A 16663-nucleotide genomic window follows, 5' to 3' on the forward strand; every position below is an offset into this window, starting at 1 on the left:
CTGAGCCAGGATCAAACTCTTATGTTCAATCTCTAACTTCTACAACTTCTGGTCTGCTTCAAAGAAATTAACAAGAAATAATCTTGTAACTCTCAAAACAGTGTGAGACCATCAGGCACTCACACTTATCGGTAATCTTAATTCTTAAAGAACAAACTAATCTCAAAATCTCTTGCTTGCCGTAGCAGCGAAAGACCGAATTATGACAACCCCACACGCAATCGTCAATACCTGAAAATCAAATTATTCACCACCCAACCAAATATCCATGATTTACAATGAAATTTTGTTGAAAGAAAAATTCACACCAATGTAAAAAACACACACTGCGCGGCTTTCAGGCTGCCTAAAATCTCAAAGCAGCCTGAAATTATAGATTTATCAACTATTATTTTCACCACGCAATTTTGCCAATAAAGGTCTGATGATTTCTCTTAAGCGTTTATCACTAATCCAGTTTCTTTGTTGTTCTTGAAGCCGTCTGGCAGAGAAAGTTTCCGCAATACTCTTTTTCTGTTCAGGCAATATCGTTTCGCTGTCGCAGGCAGCCTGAAAATCCGCCACCATTTCGTTAAACAAATCGGTATCCGCCTTATCAGAAATACTGCATTGTTTTTCAGATAATCAGATAATTTGCTTTTCCACTTCGCTATAAAACGCTCATGCTCGGACATGGCTGCCAATTCTTCAGCTTTTTCTTCTTCGGCACGTTGTTGGGCTTGTTCTTCGCGTTGAGCATTCAAACGATTTTGCTCCGTTTCATCAACGGTAAAATACCCATACCCCGAAGCCGTCTTGCTGCCCATGCCTTGATTTTGCAACATTTCAAACAGCAACTGATTGGCAAAATTCGCCCAAGCCGTGTTATCGCATTCTACTACAAAATAGAAACTGCCTTGACACGCAATTTGTTGATTGGGAATGGAGTTTTCCATTTCATCGGCGTGTTCTTGTTTGCCATTGTAGTATTCTTGATGATGGGTGGTGATGATTTCTCCCGCAAATGGTTTACCGTTGGGTATCCACCAAGCATCGTGCCAAACCACCGCGCCAGCATTATCTTCATCGCCAAACAAAATTTGGCGGACGTTTTCAGGCAGCCCAATTTTTTCGGCATAACTCGCAGTCGCCCCTTTCACGCTTGAACCTGCCAACATCGGCATACCGTAAGTGTGATGTGTGGTCAAGCCTGTTTCCAATGCGCCTGCGCTGCTCAATCCCGTGTACAACCGCCCCACAATTTTGGCGGCAGTAACGGCAAAACACTGTTCATCAGATGTGATTTGCTTCTAGCGTTGATAGGCTTTGTAATACAGATTTTTATCATCAGTGTTAATCTGAATTGCACTTATCTTTTTAATTAAATCTGATTTAGTGGGTTTTTCACTGGCTGCATCGTATTTTTTCAAACCACGTTGTAACAATAAACCTACGTGTGGATTATTCAGGCAGCCTGAAATGATTTACGCCAACAACTTCCACGCCATTTGCGAGGCAATCAGAAACAGAAAAATCCCCATGGCGATTTTCAATTTATCGGCGGGCAATTTGTGGGCAACTTTCACGCCGAGCGGTGCCATGCTCATGGTACATGCCGCCAAAATCAGCACCACGGGCGCGTACACAAACCCCCACGCGCCGTCAGGCAGCCCAGCCACGCTCCAACCCGACCAAATGTAGCCCACCACCCCCGAAAACGACAAGCCCCACGCCAACGCCGCCGATGTGCCAATCGCCACATGAATGGGGACATTGCAATACGTCATAAACGGCACGGACAAGGCACCGCCGCCCACACCAGCCCAGCTAGACAGCATACCAATCAGGCTGCCTGAACCGAATAAACCCGCAGGTTGCGGCAGTTGGCGCGTGGGTTTCGGTTTCAATTTCAGCAACATTTGCGCCGACATCGCGTACAAAAAGCCAATAAAAAAAATCTGCAAAAACATCATCGGCAAAAACTGCGTCAGCCACGCGCCGAGCAAGCTGCCCACAATCATAGCTGGCGATAAGTATTTGACAATATGCCAATTTACCGCGCCGCGTTTGTGTTGCGACCACGCGCTCATCAGCGTGGTAAAAATCATCACGGCAAACGATGTCCCCAACGCCAAATGTTGCGTGTACACGCCGCCCACGTCCAAACGAGCCAAAAACCACAACATAATCGGCACAATCACCGTGCCGCCGCCCAATCCCAATAATCCTGCGATAAATCCTGCACTTAACCCAGCGACAATCAGGGGCAACAAAATTTCAATAGACCACATTTTTGTTTCAATATTTTTTCAAAAAAGGGGGCTATTGTAGCGCAAAAATTTCAGGCAGCCTGAAAATCATTTGCCCATCATTTTATTTTGAATTAAGCTACACAAATCATCATCTCTAATAGGAAATTTCAACCATGAATGATTTAATCAAAAATTTATTAAGCGTCAAAAGCGAATATGACGGATTTGTTGAATATCCAGAAATGATTCAAGGATACACCGAAAAGGAAATTAAAAAAATTGAACAAAAATACAATTTGCCCATTCGTGGACAATTTAAAGAATTTTTAATGACAATGGGCAAACATTCTGGTGGATTACTTAGTGAAGAGATTTATATTTATAGAGAAGGTGGCGAAGAATATTTTACTGATGAATACAGACAAAGCATGAATGAAATCTATGATGATGAAGTGGATTTTGGCGATTTTGCCCAAAACATCATTAAATTATTTGGCAAAATAGATTTTGAAGAGAAGAAATTCTTTATTTTTGCAAATGTGAATGAGCATATTCATCAATATTTTATGTTTGCCAATGATGATGACGATATGGTCTATGAATGGGACGGCAATACAGATGAAATCAAGAAGATGGGTACGCTATTTGAATTTTTAGTACAAATCCGACAATGGCGAGGCACTAATAGAAAAATAGATAAACACGATAAATATTTTAAAGAATTGGTTACAGGAATATTATTGTAATCACAGTATTACGCCTTTTTTCAGGCAGCCTAAAAGGATACGACAAACTTCATGTAGGGTGCGTACCACGCACCAAATTATCAAATCATTTGAATGATTTGGTGCGTGGTACTTGCTGGTAAAATTATCGTGTATTTTACAGGCAGCCTGAAAACAAATTTACTGCCAAAAATCATTCGGCGCGTCCAACACAGGTTTCACAATCCCCGAGCGAATCGCAAAATCGCCAAACCCTTCATTTGCCAAACGGTTTTTTGACCAATCCCCAATCCAATTATCCAAAATCGCCAAAATCTCGTCTTCCGTGATGTTTTCGCGGAACAAACGCGGAATGCGTGTGCCTTCGCGGTTGCCGCCAACGTGCAAATTGTAGCGACCCACCGCTTTGCCCACCAAACCGATTTCCGCCAACATCGCCCGTCCGCAACCGTTGGGGCAGCCTGTAACGCGCAAAACAATGTGTTCGTGTTGCATTTGGTTTTTTGCCATCATTTCATCAATTTTATCAACAAATTGCGGTAAAAACCGTTCCGCTTCCGCCATCGCCAAGGGGCAAGTGGGCAAGGAAACACAAGCCATTGAATTTTCACGTTGTCGGGTCATGCTGTCGCTGATTAAGCCGTGTTCACGCGCAATGTGTTCAATCGCATCTTTTTGATTTTCGGGAATATTTGCCACGATTAAATTTTGATTGGCGGTTAAACGAAAATCGCCCGTGTGGATTTCGGCAATTTTGCGAATGCCTGTTTTTAAAGGCTTATTCGGATAATCCAGCAAACGCCCGTTTTCAATAAACAAAGTCAAATGCCAATGCCCATCTTCGCCCTGAACCCAGCCAATGCGGTCGCCACGAGACGTAAAATGATAGGGGCGAATCGCGCCAAATTTCGCGCCCATGCGGTTTTCCACTTCGGCAATGAAATTGTCTAACCCTTTGTTGATTAAGGTATAACGGGTTTTGGCGTTTTTGCGGTCGCTGCGGTTGCCCCAATCGCGTTGTACGGAAACCACCGCCGCCGCACAATCCAAAACCTTGTCCAAGCCGATGAAACCGAATTCTTTGGCGGTATTGGGAAAGGTTTTGTGATTGCCGTGTTCCATAGACAAACCGCCACCTACCAAGACATTGAATCCAATCAATTTTCCATTTTCGCCAATCGCCACAAAATTCAAATCGTTGGCGTGCAAATCCACATCGTTGTGCGGTGGAATGACCACGGTGGTTTTGAATTTGCGCGGCAGATAATTTTTGCCCAACACGGGTTCAATTTTGTCGCCACTTTTCACGTTTTCAGGCAGGGTGTGGGGTTCGGTGGTTTCGGTGCTGGCGACTTTTTCGCCGTCCAGCCAAATGTCGGCATAAGCCTTTGTTTTGGGTAATAGGGTTTCGCTGATTTTTTTTGCCCATTCATAGGCTTCGCGGTGCAGGCTGCTTTCTACTGGGTTGGACGTGCAAAGCACATTGCGATTGACATCGCCTGCGGTGGCAATGCTGTCCAAACCGAGTTGGTGCAACCATTGGTGCATGGGCTTGATGTTGTGTTTCAACACGCCATGAAATTGAAAGGTTTGGCGATTGGTCAGGCGGATTGAGCCGTAGAGCGTGTGTTCGCTGGCAAATTGGTCAATGCCAAGCCATTGTTTTGGCGAGATAATGCCAGCAGGCAGCCTGCAACGCAACATCACGTTTTTGTTGGGTTCCAATTTTTGTTCAAGGCGTTCGGCGCGAATGTCGCGGTCGTCTTGCTCATACATGCCGTGAAAGCGAATGAGCTGGAAATTGTCGCCTTGAAAACCGCCTGTGAGCTGTTCGCCCAAATCTTGGCTGATGGTGCCGTGTAAATAATCGCTTTGGGCTTTTAAGCGTTCGTTGTCGGAGGGTTTGAGTGTGGTCATGGTGTTGGTTCCTGATTGTGAAGTTTACATGATAATTGATTGATATATCATATAAAAATATTGTTTTCTTATTTGTTTTATAAGTTAAAATTCTAAATTGATTTTTTGGTTATACCGCTTTATAATCAGTTGATATTTTTAAACTTATAATCCAAATAATATGAACGAACAAGCCCACGCAATGACCTTGCTCAAAGACTGCATTCCCATTTTTACCGTGCTTTCGGACGAAAACCGCCATTTGATTTTAAAATTATTGCTGGAAAATGGGGCGATGCGGGTCAATGACATTACCGAAAACCTGCATTTGTCTCGCCCTGCGGTGTCGCACCATTTAAAAATTATGCTTGGGGCGAATGCCGTGAGCGTAGAACAAATCGGCAAAGAACGCTTTTACAGTTTGGCGATGAAAGATGAAATTGAAAAAATGGGCGAACTTGTGGCATTGATGAAAAAATATTGTCCGAGTAATCAGAAATAAACTTTCAGGCTGCCTGAAAATCCGCACTCGGACTTATCCCAAACATTCTTTTATATTCACGGCTAAACTGACTGGAGCTTTCATAACCGACATCGTGAGCGATTTGGGCAAGTGTGCCTTGTTTTTGTTTGATGCGTTGCCTGGCTTCGGTCAATCGCAACGATTTTTGATATTGCAGGGGGCTAATGGCGGTAACTTGGCGAAAATGGCGATAAAAATTCGGCACACTCATATTGACTTGATTTGCCAGCATTTCTATGGTCAAGGTTTGCCGAAAATTTGCCTTTAAAAAAGCAATCGCTTGGGCGATTTTGGCGACATTACCACCCACTGCAACCATTTGATAAAGCCTGTCCGCCATTTCACTTTTTAGCAAATGATAATGTAATTCTCGCTGAATGAGCGGGGCTAATATCGCCACATCAGAAGGATTGCACGCCAAATTTGCCAAGCGGTGCAAAGCGTTTATCATCGGCTCGTTAATCGTGCCAATTTGAGCAGGGCTATCCGATGAGAAATGAGCAGACGACTTGCCCAAATCTATCATCAGTTGCAATAAAATGGGGGCATTTAATTTCATCTGAATGCCCACATAAGGATAATGTTCACTCGCTCCCAGCACTTCGCCTGTAATCGGTAATTCCACCGAATAACACATATATTGCCCATCGCCATAGCTTAAACAATTTTCGCCCCAATACACCGTTTTTTGTCCACGCAAAATAAAACACACCGCAGGTTCTTGCAGATAGCTAATCTGTGGAATAGGCGTATCACAGCGATACAAAGTCAAGCCCACTTCTGGCAATGCTTTGATTTCATCTTTTTGTAAAAAGCCTAACATTTCTTGGATTAAAGCGTGCATAGTATTGTCTATTTTTATCAAAACAGAGCGTATTGTAGCAGAAAATGATGGTTTTTGGCATTTTTGATAGGATTAGGCAAATCTTTGATAAAATCAACTTACCGTCATTTGCCAGTCATTCTTTAAAATAGCAACTTCTTTTTCAAACCCATTTTGGAGTATCTTATGCAAAACCAAAACAAATACATTGTGATTACAGGGGCAAGCGGTGGTATTGGCGAAGCGAGTGCCAAATTATTTGCGTCAAAAGGCAAAAACTTGATTTTGGTGGCACGCCGTGAAAATCAGTTGAACGACATCAAAGCCAGCATTTTGGCACAATTTCCCAATATTGATGTGGTAGTCAAACCTTTTGATTTGAGCCAAATTGACGAATTGCCAAAATTGTACCAAGACTTGACCCAATATCCGATTGAAACTTGGATTAACAATGCAGGGTTTGGCATTTTGGAAACCGTCAAAGAGCACGACATTAGCCGTGTTTTGAGTATGATTAGGCTCAATGTGGAAGCCTTGACGGTGTTATCCATTTTGTTTGTCAAAGATTTTGCCGATGTGGATGGGGCAAAGCTCATCAATATTTCATCAGGGGCGGGCTATAACATTGCTCCGCTTGCAACTGCTTATTGTGGAACAAAATATTTTGTCAGTGCGTTCAGCGAAGGTTTGGCACACGAAATGGCAATGACAGGGGCAAAATTGCAAGTCAAAGTGCTTGCCCCAGCCAGCACCAAAACCGATTTTGCCAAAACCGCAATGCAAGACGAGACCGTTACCTATGGCGATGACAGCATTTATTTCAATAAATTCAATACCGCCGAAGAAATGGCAGACTTTTTGTACCAGCTTTATGAAAGCGATAAGGTGGTGGGTTTGGTCAATCACGAGCAATTTACATTAAGTTTGCTTGACCCACAATTTAATCATTTGTATCACTTGGTATAAGAGTTAAAAACACCGTTTGGAGCAATTCAAGCGGTGTTTTTCTTTTCAGGCAGCCTGAAAACTCTTGACTTCCCCAAAAAATCGCTTATAATATGTTTAAATTTTTAAACATATCAACTTAAAAGAGACCTTTTATGCTATTCCAATCTTTCACTTTCCCCAACGGCACGACCGCCAAAAACCGCTTTTTCAAATCCGCAATGGAAGAACAGCTTGCCATAGACAATCAGCCAACCCAAACACTCGTCAATTTGTACCGCACTTGGGCGATGGGCGGTGTGGGTGTGCTGGTTACGGGCAATGTGATGGTGTCGCCAAACGGCAAAGGCTCGGTGGGCGATGTTGTGGTGTCGGACGACCGCTCGCTCCCTATGCTCAAAGCGTGGGCGGACGCTGGCAAAACCGCCAACACCTTGATGATTATGCAAATCAACCACGCAGGCAAACAATCGCCCAAAGCCGTGAATCGTGAACCTGTCGCCCCAAGTGCCGTGCCACTGGTGGGAATGGACGGGTTTATCAATCCGCCACGAGCTTTGCAAGTGGTTGAAATTGAACAAATTATTGTCGAATTCATCACGACCGCCAAAATCGCCGAACAAGCAGGATTTAGCGGTGTGCAAATTCACGCCGCGCATGGTTATTTAATCAGTCAATTTTTGTCGCCACACCACAATCAGCGAAACGATGATTGGGGCGGAAGTTTGGCTAACCGAATGAATTTCTTGTTAAAAATTTATCAAGGCATTCGTGCAACTGTCCGTCCTGATTTTTTGGTGGGGGTAAAATTAAATTCAGCCGATTTTCAAAAAGGCGGTTTTGATGAAAATGACAGTCTTGCCGTTGTTGCCAAACTGTCGGAATTGGGAATTGATTTTATTGAAATTTCTGGCGGAAACTACGAAAGCCCTGCCATGCTGGCTGAAAAATCCAGCACCCGCCAAAGGGAAGCGTTTTTCCTAGATTATGCCGAAAAAGCCCGAAAAATCAGCCAAGTTCCGCTCATCATCACAGGCGGATTTAGAAGTGAAACGGCAATGAATGATGCTTTAAAAAGTGGCAATTTAGATTTAATCGGCATTGCTCGTCCGCTTGCCTTAATCCCTGATTTGCCCAATCAAATCCAAAATGGCACATACCAAACGCTGACCACCAACCGCATTAAAACAGGCTTGGCACCGCTTGATAAAAAAGTGGGAGCGGTTTTGGAAATGGATTGGTATATGGCTCAAATGCGTTTAATTGGCGAAGGCAAATCGCCCAATCCGAAATTGTCGGCTTGGAAAGTGTTGTTCAACACGATTGTGGCAAATGGGAAAGCTGGATTAAGTACAGGGCGGAGTTAATCAAAAAACACCGTTTAAATTTGATTTTAAACGGTGTTTTTTATTTTCAGGTTGCCTGAATTTTCCCCAAAACGAACTCCACAAACACCCGCACAATCGCAGACGGATAACGCTGGGACGCATAGAGCATAAACAATTCATAATTGGGCTTGGCAAGCTCGGGCAAAATCTCCACCACACGCTTGTCTTTTATCCACTCATTTGCCGTCAAATCAGAAATTTGCCCAATCGCCTGCCCCTGCAAAACCATATATTCCACCGCAGAAGCGTCATTGCTGGCAAACAAAAACGGCAAAGCGATTTTCTCTTTATTCATTTGAATGACGACTTCGCTTTCGCCATTTTTTGCCCAAGTGGCAATGGGGAAATTTTTCAATTCTTTCAAGGTGCTTGGCGTACCAAAACGCGTCAATAACTCGGGGTGAGCGACCCATTTTGTGCCAAGCGTGGCGACTTTTTTGGCGATAAAATGTTCACCGTGAAGCTCGCCAATGCGAAACGCCACATCAATGCTGTCGGCACTCAAATCAAAAATGCGTTCGGTCATCGTGGCGTGAATTTGCACATTGGGGAATTTTTGTTGAAATTCGCTGACCCACGCCAGCACAGGCTCGCATTTGGGCGGCGCGGAAATCCGCAAAATGCCTTTTAAATTTTGTTCATCGTCAAACAAAACCTGCTTGGCATTCAACAAATTATCAATGGACAAATGCACTTCGTCATAGAGTTTTTGTCCTGCCATTGTGGGTTTAACACCTGATTTTTGGCGGTCAAACAGTTGAATTTGTAAGTGTTTTTCCAGCTCGGCAATTTGACGGCTGATGGTGGCAATCGGCACGCCCAATTTTTCAGCCGTTTTGGAGAGACTGCCGTGCTGGATAACAGCAACAAATAGGGATAAGGCGTTTAGATTCATTGTTTTTCCCTATTATCAATGGCTTGCCAGTCATTAAATAAGTTTTTTCCTAAATATTCTAATAAAAACCAAGAAAAAGAACTTAGCACCATTATTTGTTGATTCGGTTCAATATGCTTTTCTTTTTGCTTGATGTAAATATTAGATTGCGACATTACTTGTGTTTCGGAATAATGGCTGGGTAATTTAAACTCTTGATAAAATAAGTCATTGGTGGATTTTAAATGTGGCAAAAATAATTCTAACCAGTCTTTTTTACTAAGTTTAGTTAGTTGTTCTGCTTTTTTAATGCAATTTTCTTTTTTAGCAACAAAGGTTTTGTAATGTTCTTTTGGAAAAATATCCACCACTTCAATCTTGTTTTGAATAAGATGTTTATAACTTTCTACCATTGGATAATTGATATACAACTTGCCATTTCCAGTTTCATCACTAAATAGCGTAAGCATTTCATTGATGCAATTTGGATACTTTTTTGCAAGTGAACTATGTCCATCATAGTCAAAAAATAAAAACATTTCACTGATTTCATTGCGTTGCAATAATAGCAACTCTGGGCTGTTGCTATTTTCCTGCTCTTTACAAATTTCCTTAATGGCAATCAGTGTATCCATAAATTCTGTACCAAAATCATCATTTCTAGTCATTTTTTGATACAGATTATAAATATCCAAACAGACAGGAAATATTTTAACATTCTTATTCTTAAAAAATAAGTCTTTTACTTTTTTAAGAATGTTGATGTCTAATTTTTCTCCTTCTGTTATAAGCAAAATAATATCTTGTTTACTCATTGTTAAAATGCCCTGCTTGATAAAGTCTTTCTAGGTTATGAACTTCTCTTAATTCTTTTTCAGTTAAATTATTAAGAGATTTGATTTTTTTACCGTTAATAATAAAACCGCAATCAGGGCGAATTAAGTCATTGCTTAATAAATTAGTATTGTGTGTGGTTAAAATTACCTGTGTATTAGGCAAATCTTTTAATTTCTCAATGATTTTTTCAGATAATGCAAAATGATAGGAGCAATCAAATTCATCAATAAATAATAAGGGAACTTGGTTTTCTTGAATAATTTTCCACCAATAATAAAATAAGGTTAAATTCCTTGTTCCAGTTGAAGCAATCTCAAAAAATGGCAAAGGTTTTTTCTTATTTGGAAATTTAATTCCAATATTGCTACCATTAATATCATTGTACTTAACGAGTTTAAAATCCAGACCGCAATCGCTCAAAAAACGCTCAAAATCATCTAATTGGTTATTTTTGATGATTTGCTCCGATATATTTTCAGAGCCTTTCTTGTAACCAATAAATGACCTATCATCAAGAACACTACGAAACCATAAGATATGATTAATAAAATTCATAAAGCATACAAAAACTTTATTGTTTTTATTTCTCTTATCTAGGTTTGTATTATTGTAAACATATTTAAGGGCAGATAAGTTTTGATTTTGATTGATGTTTTTGTTGAGATTTTCAGAACCTTTTAATTTTGAAATAAAAGGTTGGTTTAGTTTATACTCAATACATACTTTTTTATCAATTGTTAGTTTTTCATAAACCAAGTTTCTTTCTTCATCTTTTTGATATTCATAAGAAACCGAGGTTTCATCAAACAAAAAGTCAAATTGAAAAGTGGAAAAACTATCAATAGAATTTGCATTTAGACAATATTTTGAGTAATGATTAAAATTGTTATCTGTCAAATGTGAAACTAAATCAAATAAAGCCCAACCGAGACTTGATTTTCCTGTCCCATTTTCCCCATAAATCAATGCCAATTTTACCAAACCATTATGCGTACATTCAGGATTAAAGGCGTAATTGCCAGCCGTTAAATCAAATTCCAACGGTTCATTGAATTGACGGTAGTTGCGGACGGTAAATTTTTTTAACATTTTTAAAATCCTAGTCATAGCTTTGGTTTTGGGGTACATTATTGTAGCATATTTTACCGTAGAAAAACTACGGTAAAATATATTTTTTATCATTCCAAAAACGAAAACCAACTTCCCACAAATCGCCATTCCATTCCCAATTCTAAAATTTTATAATATGCTCATTCCAATCAATCAAGCGAGTATAACCTTATGAAAACCTTATTAAAATCAACCGCCCTTGCCCTGGCTTTATCTTTGTCTTTTGGTTCGGTGGCAACCGCCAAAACGCCTGAACAGCCTGTCAAGTTAAGCATTACAAAATCAACCGCACAAAAAATCAAAACCCTTGACGGCTTAAATTTGCACTTACAAAAAGACATTCCCAACGCCAAGCCAAAAGCCGTTGTCGTGATTTCGCACGGGTTGGCGAGCCATTCTGGGGTGTTTGGCGATTTTGCCAAAACGATGAATGCAAACGACATTGCCGTCTATCGTTTTGACCATCGTGGGCACGGCAAATCGGACGGACGAGACAGCATTCACATCAACAGCTATTTTGAAATGGTGGAAGATTTGCGTTTGGTGGTGCAAAAAGCCAAAGCCGAACACCCAAACACGCCTGTTTTTGTGCTTGGACACTCTATGGGTGGACACATTTCGGCACTGTACGGCACGAAGTACCCACACGATGTGAACGGCTTTATTTTGGCGGCGGGCGTTTTGCGTTATAACACAATGAATTTTGGGCATTTGCCACGCCCAGAACCAAAAGACAGTTTTGTGGACGGCTCGGTGTCTTTGACCACGCTCAACATTCCGTTTGAAGGGGCTGGTTTGTCGGTGGGTGGCGACCCGTTGATGTTGAACAAATTTTCGGTATCGTTCCCCAACAGCTTTAAAGAAGGCATCAAATATTTAAAAGACAATGACGACAAATTTGTCGCCCCTGTAATGCTGATTAGCGGTAATAAAGATGTGTTTGTCGCCCCCAAAGATGCCATTGATTTTTATAATGAAACCAACTCGGTGGATAAAAGTTTGATTTTGTATCCGAATTTTGGGCATTTGTTGATGCTGGAAAATGGCGGTCAAAAAATCAATGACGATGTGGCGGAATGGATTAACGAGCGAGTGAAATAAATTGGCTAAAAGAAAACACCGTTTAATTTAAAATTAAGCGGTGTTTTTTTATTGGCAAAATAAACTTTCAGGCTGCCTGAAAAATATTCCCCACAAATAGATTTTAAACAATTTAATTTTAAGCTAAAATAGTCGCACTTTTTTCCAAACGAGTTTGCCCAATGTACGAACAATTACGCCTATCCAATCAAATCTGCTTTCCGCTTTACGCCATTGCCAAAGAAATCGTCCGCAAATATTCGCCCTTTTTGAACGAATTGGATTTGACTTATCCGCAATACTTGGTAATGCTGGTTCTTTGGGAATTTGGCGAGCAAAGCGTGGGCGAGATTGGCGACAAATTGCACCTTGATAGCGGTACTTTAACCCCACTTTTAAAACGCTTACAAAGCAAAAACTTAATCGCCAGAACGAGAAGTCAAATGGACGAACGCACCGTCATCATCACGCTGACTAATCAAGGGCGAGCGTTGGAACATCAGGCGGTCAATATTCCCAATCAAGTGGCGGATTGCCTAAATTTAACGGCTGATGAAGTAGCGGTCTTACAAAAAATTGCCAGTCAGTTAAATAATTGATTTTTATATAAAAAGACATAATTTTGACAATTTGCTTATAAATTTTACAAAAATATATTGTACACAATTTAATTTTAGACTATAATAGATTTATCAACTTAACCAACCTTTTAAAGGAATATTTTATGAAAATTTTTTACCACACTTCGGCAACAGCAACAGGCGGACGAGACGGTCATACCCGTGTTGATGACGGCTCAATCGGCTTTGATTTGGTCGGCTTTCAAAACGAAAGCGGTAAAACTGGCACCAACCCCGAACAGCTTTTTGCAATGGGCTATGCGGCGTGTTTTGACAGTGCGATGAACCACATCGCCCCAAGTTTGGGCATTCAAGCCAAAAAATCATCAACAAGCGTGGCGGTCGGTATCGGTCAAAAGGCGGACGGGGCGTTTGGTTTGGATTTGGACATCACGATTACGGTGGAAGGCGTGAGCCGTGAAGACGCTGAAAAATGGATTAAAAAAGTCCACGAAGTTTGCCCGTATTCCAATGCGGTGCGTGGCAATGTGGAGGTGCGGTTGCATGTAAAAGTTGTAGAAGAGTTTGATTTGTAATTGATTTTTTTAAGAAAACACCGTTTAAATTTGATTTTAAACGGTGTTTTTTATTTTAAAACTTTCAGGCTGCCTGAAAACCCTAAACCCTTAAAAATTCTACCAATGCCCTTAAAATCGGTGGAATTTGGCGGTTGGGATAATACAGATAATCGGGCGGATAACGCATTGCAAAATCATCTAACACGCTGATTAACCGCCCATTTTCCAAAAATTCACGCACCAAAGCCCGTTCAATCCACACCAAGCCCACGCTGTCCAATGCCGACAAAATCAGCAGTTGAATATCATTAAAAATCCATTTGCCTGTTACCGCTTGCGTCAACACTTCGCCTGTTTGTGGCGATAAAAATTGCCAATTTAACAAACCGCCATAAGTCGGCAAACGAAACCGCACACAGTCGTGAACACTCAATTCTGGGGGCGTTTGGGGCGTGCCGTGCTTGGCAAAATAGGCAGGACTTGCCACAAACACATTGTATTTTCATCAGAAATTTTAACCGCGAGCACATCTTGATTTAACACATCGCCCGTGCGAATGCCTGCGTCAAATTTTTCTTTGACAATGTCCACAAAACGAATGTCGCAGGCAAGCTCCAACGCCACATCGGGGTTTTGCTTGCCAAATTCGCAAAATTTATCCCAAAGCAAATACATCGCATTGGGCGTGCCGTTGATTTTGAGCGTGCCACGCAGTTCGTTTTGCAGGTTTAAAACTTCATTGATATGGCTGTCAATTTCGGCAAATAGGGGCGAATGCGGTCAAATAAGGCTTGCCCTGCGTCCGTCAAAGTAACCGAACGGGTGGTGCGGTGAAACAGGCGCATGCCCAATTTGTCTTCCAATGTGCCAATCGCTTGCGAAACGGACGAGCGAGCCAAGCCTAATTGATGTGCGGTTTTGGTAAAACTTTGGGTGTGGGCGAGAGATAAAAACAGTCGCCAGTCGTGGTGTTGGTGCATTTTTTTACCGATTTATTTTCAAATTAACCAATCTTCAAATTTCAAATCATCAACTCTTTGAAATTCTTTAATATTATGGGTAATTAAAATCAAATTTTGGGCAATGGCTTGCCCTGCAATCAGCGTATCATACGCACCGATTGGCGTGCCTTTTTGCTGTAAAGTGGCACGAATTTTGCCTGCGTGATAAGCGTCTTGGCTGTTAAAAGGCAAAGTGGGAAAGCGTAATCGGCTTAATTTGTGCAAATTTTCATCTACTTTTTGGCTGTTGTACGCCCCAAATGCCAATTCAAACAACACAATATTGGACAAGGCAAAATCGCTGACCGAATGCTTTTTCATTTGTGCCAACAAGCCCTGATGTTGTTTTTGAAAAGCGATGATGATATTGGTATCCAGCAAATATTTCATTCAAAAACGCTCCAATCTCGCTCTTGTGGCACATCGTTTTTTAACTCCAAAATGGCGTGTTCCATTGTGTCGTCAAATGGCTCTAAATCATTGACCCAATCCCAATCGTCCACAATCGGCTCAATAATCACTTGATTTCCCTGCTTAAAAATGCGGACTTCTTTGCCTTCAAAACGAAATTCTTTGGGCAATCGCACGGCTTGGGAATTGCCCGTCCAAAATAATTTTGCGGTGGCGGTCATTGTTTTTCTCCAAAAATAGCTATGATTTATATCTATTATGCAAAAATAACCGCCATTTTGCAATGGCTTTTCAGGCAGCCTGAAAAATGATTGTTCAAAATTTCAAACCATTGTATTCATTTTTAGCCGTCTTATCAAACCAATTTTAATCCGTATAATACGCACATTCATTTGGTAATTTTATTTTTTAATTTGATAAGGGTTTAATGATGAACAAATTTTTTAAAGCCAGCGTTTTATCAGTGGCGTTAATCGGTTCGGTGGTGGGCGTACAAAGTTTCGCCAAATCCACATACCATCATTCACAACAAGTACAGGCAGGCACGATGAACATTCACGGTATCAGCATTGAACAAGGCAAAATTTATTCGGACGCACACCGCAAGTCTATTTCTGACAATATGCAAAAAGTGCGTTACAACAACAACGGCATTGAAATGGTGGGCAATGTCTATTTCCCCAAAAATTTCAATCAAAACAAACGCTATCCTGCGATTGTGGTCGGACACCCTGGCGGTGGCGTAAAAGAACAAGCGTCAGGCTTATATGCCAAATTATTGGCAGAAAAAGGCTTTATCGCCATTGCTTTTGATGCGTCTTATCAGGGCGAAAGTGGGGGCTTGCCACGCCGTTTGGAAAAACCTGAAAACCGCATTGGCGATTTTCACGCCACGGTGGATTATTTGACCACTTTGCCTTATGTGGATAAGGACAAAATCGCCCTGTTGGGGATTTGTGCCAGTGGTGGATTTACCACGCAAGCGAGCCTAACCGATAAGCGTGTCAAAGCGTTGGCAACCGTGAGTGCATTTCATCGTTATACCCATTCTTGGGACGGCAAAGAAATGAGCCTGCCTGAAAAAGAAACCGCCATTAAAACCGCCAACGAACAAAGAAATCTTGAAGCCAAAGGCGGTGAAGTCAAACTAATGGAAGTGCTGTTCCCTGTGAATGCCGACACGCCCAAAGATTTGGCAGAAGCCTATGATTATTACACGGGCAAACGGGGCTTTTATCCGACCGCCAATAACCGTTTTACCGTCAGCAGTTTGCAATATATGATGGGTTATAATGCTTTGAATAATGTGGATAAATTATTAACCCAACCGCTGTTGGTGGTGTCGGGCGATGTGTCGGGTTCGCGTTGGCAAAGCGAAGAAATTTATAATGCCGCCAAAAATGCCCAAAATAAAGAGCTGTTTTTGGTCAAAGGGGCGGGGCATATGGATTTGTATAACCAAGATGAGTATGTGGGGCAAGTGGTTGATAAATTAACCGAGTTTTATCAGGCGAATTTGAAATAAGTTTTTTTGAAAGAAACACCGTTTAATTTTAAATTAGGCGGTGTTTTTAATGGCAAAATCAGTTTTCAGGCTGCCTTTCAGTACACGACAAAAAATCGGACGACCTGTTTTGGGTTTGAAAAATAGTCCAAAGTTGCCATCATCAACATGGCAGCT

General features: G+C 41.5%; 20 protein-coding genes. 8 read left to right on the forward strand and 12 right to left on the reverse strand.

The window, feature by feature from the left end; genetic code table 11:
• Positions 1-434 precede the first annotated feature (434 nt).
• Both cmr6 and Q338_RS08535 read right to left on the reverse strand, forming a co-directional pair.
• Positions 435-1187: a type III-B CRISPR module RAMP protein Cmr6 gene (gene cmr6, locus Q338_RS08530; RefSeq protein ID WP_245946722.1), complete on the reverse strand. Its 753-nt coding sequence runs from the start codon at positions 1185-1187 to the stop codon at positions 435-437.
• 276 nt (positions 1188-1463) lie between these two features.
• Positions 1464-2270: a sulfite exporter TauE/SafE family protein gene (locus tag Q338_RS08535; protein WP_034294237.1), complete on the reverse strand. Its 807-nt coding sequence runs from the start codon at positions 2268-2270 to the stop codon at positions 1464-1466.
• Between the two features lie 134 nt (positions 2271-2404).
• Here Q338_RS08535 and Q338_RS13800 point away from each other — a divergent pair, with 134 nt between their 5' ends.
• Positions 2405-2977, forward strand: a complete 573-nt coding sequence (locus Q338_RS13800; RefSeq protein ID WP_051968566.1) for an SMI1/KNR4 family protein — start codon at positions 2405-2407, stop codon at positions 2975-2977.
• Positions 2978-3136: 159 nt separating this feature from the next.
• On the opposite strand, the gene cysI is transcribed toward Q338_RS13800, so the two are convergent.
• Positions 3137-4873 (reverse strand): assimilatory sulfite reductase (NADPH) hemoprotein subunit, encoded by a 1737-nt coding sequence (gene cysI, locus Q338_RS08545; protein ID WP_034294240.1) that lies wholly within the window; start codon positions 4871-4873, stop codon positions 3137-3139.
• Between the two features lie 160 nt (positions 4874-5033).
• Between cysI and Q338_RS08550 the strand changes: the two genes are divergently transcribed.
• Entirely contained in the window at positions 5034-5354 is a 321-nt protein-coding gene (locus tag Q338_RS08550) for an ArsR/SmtB family transcription factor (RefSeq protein WP_034294242.1), read from the forward strand.
• Between the two features lie 4 nt (positions 5355-5358).
• Here Q338_RS08550 and Q338_RS08555 read toward each other — a convergent pair whose 3' ends face one another.
• A complete protein-coding gene (locus Q338_RS08555; RefSeq protein WP_051968567.1) occupies positions 5359-6219 on the reverse strand; it encodes an AraC family transcriptional regulator in 861 nt (286 codons plus the stop codon).
• Between the two features lie 165 nt (positions 6220-6384).
• Here Q338_RS08555 and Q338_RS08560 point away from each other — a divergent pair, with 165 nt between their 5' ends.
• Positions 6385-7164 carry an SDR family NAD(P)-dependent oxidoreductase gene (locus Q338_RS08560; RefSeq protein ID WP_034294244.1) on the forward strand — a complete coding sequence of 260 codons (780 nt, stop codon included), beginning with the start codon at positions 6385-6387 and terminating at the stop codon, positions 7162-7164.
• A gap of 134 nt (positions 7165-7298) precedes the next feature.
• Entirely contained in the window at positions 7299-8510 is a 1212-nt protein-coding gene (locus Q338_RS08565) for an NADH:flavin oxidoreductase/NADH oxidase family protein (RefSeq protein ID WP_034294246.1), read from the forward strand.
• Positions 8511-8556: 46 nt separating this feature from the next.
• Here the strand turns inward: Q338_RS08565 and Q338_RS08570 are convergent, their stop codons facing one another.
• The 3 genes from Q338_RS08570 to Q338_RS08580 are packed head-to-tail and all read right to left on the reverse strand — an operon-like array spanning position 8557 to position 11331.
• Positions 8557-9426, reverse strand: a complete 870-nt coding sequence (locus Q338_RS08570) for a LysR family transcriptional regulator (protein ID WP_034294248.1) — start codon at positions 9424-9426, stop codon at positions 8557-8559.
• A complete protein-coding gene (locus tag Q338_RS08575; protein WP_034294250.1) occupies positions 9423-10220 on the reverse strand; it encodes a hypothetical protein in 798 nt (265 codons plus the stop codon). The genes Q338_RS08570 and Q338_RS08575 overlap by 4 nt, the downstream gene beginning before the upstream one ends.
• Positions 10213-11331, reverse strand: coding sequence for an AAA family ATPase (locus Q338_RS08580; protein ID WP_034294267.1), 1119 nt, complete (start codon positions 11329-11331; stop codon positions 10213-10215). Before Q338_RS08580 ends, Q338_RS08575 begins: the two co-directional genes overlap by 8 nt.
• A 192-nt stretch (positions 11332-11523) precedes the next feature.
• On the opposite strand from Q338_RS08580, the gene Q338_RS08585 reads away from it, so the two are divergent.
• From Q338_RS08585 to Q338_RS08595, 3 genes are all read left to right on the forward strand, one after another.
• Entirely contained in the window at positions 11524-12453 is a 930-nt protein-coding gene (locus Q338_RS08585) for an alpha/beta hydrolase (RefSeq protein ID WP_034294252.1), read from the forward strand.
• A 161-nt stretch (positions 12454-12614) separates the two neighbouring features.
• On the forward strand, positions 12615-13031 hold the full coding sequence (locus Q338_RS08590; RefSeq protein ID WP_034294254.1) for a MarR family winged helix-turn-helix transcriptional regulator: 417 nt from the start codon (positions 12615-12617) through the stop codon (positions 13029-13031).
• Positions 13032-13156: 125 nt separating this feature from the next.
• On the forward strand, positions 13157-13588 hold the full coding sequence (locus Q338_RS08595) for an organic hydroperoxide resistance protein (RefSeq protein ID WP_034294256.1): 432 nt from the start codon (positions 13157-13159) through the stop codon (positions 13586-13588).
• Positions 13589-13670: 82 nt separating this feature from the next.
• Here Q338_RS08595 and Q338_RS15035 read toward each other — a convergent pair whose 3' ends face one another.
• The 5 genes from Q338_RS15035 to Q338_RS08610 are packed head-to-tail and all read right to left on the reverse strand — an operon-like array spanning position 13671 to position 15203.
• On the reverse strand, positions 13671-14063 hold the full coding sequence (locus Q338_RS15035) for a LysR substrate-binding domain-containing protein (RefSeq protein WP_211249441.1): 393 nt from the start codon (positions 14061-14063) through the stop codon (positions 13671-13673).
• Positions 14000-14245 (reverse strand): type 2 periplasmic-binding domain-containing protein, encoded by a 246-nt coding sequence (locus Q338_RS15040; RefSeq protein ID WP_211249442.1) that lies wholly within the window; start codon positions 14243-14245, stop codon positions 14000-14002. Before Q338_RS15040 ends, Q338_RS15035 begins: the two co-directional genes overlap by 64 nt.
• A gap of 53 nt (positions 14246-14298) precedes the next feature.
• Complete coding sequence (locus Q338_RS15045) at positions 14299-14550, reverse strand: LysR family transcriptional regulator (protein ID WP_211249443.1); 252 nt, start codon at positions 14548-14550, stop codon at positions 14299-14301.
• 18 nt (positions 14551-14568) lie between these two features.
• Positions 14569-14961 carry a type II toxin-antitoxin system VapC family toxin gene (locus Q338_RS08605; RefSeq protein WP_034294258.1) on the reverse strand — a complete coding sequence of 131 codons (393 nt, stop codon included), beginning with the start codon at positions 14959-14961 and terminating at the stop codon, positions 14569-14571.
• Positions 14958-15203 carry an antitoxin gene (locus Q338_RS08610; RefSeq protein WP_034294260.1) on the reverse strand — a complete coding sequence of 82 codons (246 nt, stop codon included), beginning with the start codon at positions 15201-15203 and terminating at the stop codon, positions 14958-14960. The genes Q338_RS08605 and Q338_RS08610 overlap by 4 nt, the downstream gene beginning before the upstream one ends.
• A 206-nt stretch (positions 15204-15409) precedes the next feature.
• On the opposite strand from Q338_RS08610, the gene Q338_RS08615 reads away from it, so the two are divergent.
• A complete protein-coding gene (locus Q338_RS08615; RefSeq protein ID WP_084693573.1) occupies positions 15410-16507 on the forward strand; it encodes an alpha/beta hydrolase in 1098 nt (365 codons plus the stop codon).
• Positions 16508-16663 lie beyond the last annotated feature (156 nt).

The sequence above is a fragment of the Alysiella crassa DSM 2578 genome (assembly GCF_000745955.1).
Lineage (GTDB): Bacteria > Pseudomonadota > Gammaproteobacteria > Burkholderiales > Neisseriaceae > Simonsiella > Simonsiella crassa.

Coding starts and splice junctions, on each gene's coding strand:
- Q338_RS08575 (WP_034294250.1), bottom strand. CDS start 10,220: ATGAGTAAACAAGATATTATTTTGCTTATAACAGAAGGAGAAAAATTA.
- Q338_RS08550 (WP_034294242.1), top strand. CDS start 5,034: ATGAACGAACAAGCCCACGCAATGACCTTGCTCAAAGACTGCATTCCC.
- Q338_RS08595 (WP_034294256.1), top strand. CDS start 13,157: ATGAAAATTTTTTACCACACTTCGGCAACAGCAACAGGCGGACGAGAC.
- Q338_RS08570 (WP_034294248.1), bottom strand. CDS start 9,426: ATGAATCTAAACGCCTTATCCCTATTTGTTGCTGTTATCCAGCACGGC.
- Q338_RS15040 (WP_211249442.1), bottom strand. CDS start 14,245: ATGTATTTGCTTTGGGATAAATTTTGCGAATTTGGCAAGCAAAACCCC.
- Q338_RS08590 (WP_034294254.1), top strand. CDS start 12,615: ATGTACGAACAATTACGCCTATCCAATCAAATCTGCTTTCCGCTTTAC.
- Q338_RS08615 (WP_084693573.1), top strand. CDS start 15,410: ATGATGAACAAATTTTTTAAAGCCAGCGTTTTATCAGTGGCGTTAATC.
- cysI (WP_034294240.1), bottom strand. CDS start 4,873: ATGACCACACTCAAACCCTCCGACAACGAACGCTTAAAAGCCCAAAGC.
- Q338_RS08605 (WP_034294258.1), bottom strand. CDS start 14,961: ATGAAATATTTGCTGGATACCAATATCATCATCGCTTTTCAAAAACAA.
- Q338_RS15045 (WP_211249443.1), bottom strand. CDS start 14,550: ATGCACCAACACCACGACTGGCGACTGTTTTTATCTCTCGCCCACACC.
- Q338_RS08585 (WP_034294252.1), top strand. CDS start 11,524: ATGAAAACCTTATTAAAATCAACCGCCCTTGCCCTGGCTTTATCTTTG.
- Q338_RS08565 (WP_034294246.1), top strand. CDS start 7,299: ATGCTATTCCAATCTTTCACTTTCCCCAACGGCACGACCGCCAAAAAC.
- Q338_RS08535 (WP_034294237.1), bottom strand. CDS start 2,270: ATGTGGTCTATTGAAATTTTGTTGCCCCTGATTGTCGCTGGGTTAAGT.
- Q338_RS13800 (WP_051968566.1), top strand. CDS start 2,405: ATGAATGATTTAATCAAAAATTTATTAAGCGTCAAAAGCGAATATGAC.
- Q338_RS08560 (WP_034294244.1), top strand. CDS start 6,385: ATGCAAAACCAAAACAAATACATTGTGATTACAGGGGCAAGCGGTGGT.
- Q338_RS08555 (WP_051968567.1), bottom strand. CDS start 6,219: ATGCACGCTTTAATCCAAGAAATGTTAGGCTTTTTACAAAAAGATGAA.
- Q338_RS08610 (WP_034294260.1), bottom strand. CDS start 15,203: ATGACCGCCACCGCAAAATTATTTTGGACGGGCAATTCCCAAGCCGTG.
- Q338_RS08580 (WP_034294267.1), bottom strand. CDS start 11,331: ATGTTAAAAAAATTTACCGTCCGCAACTACCGTCAATTCAATGAACCG.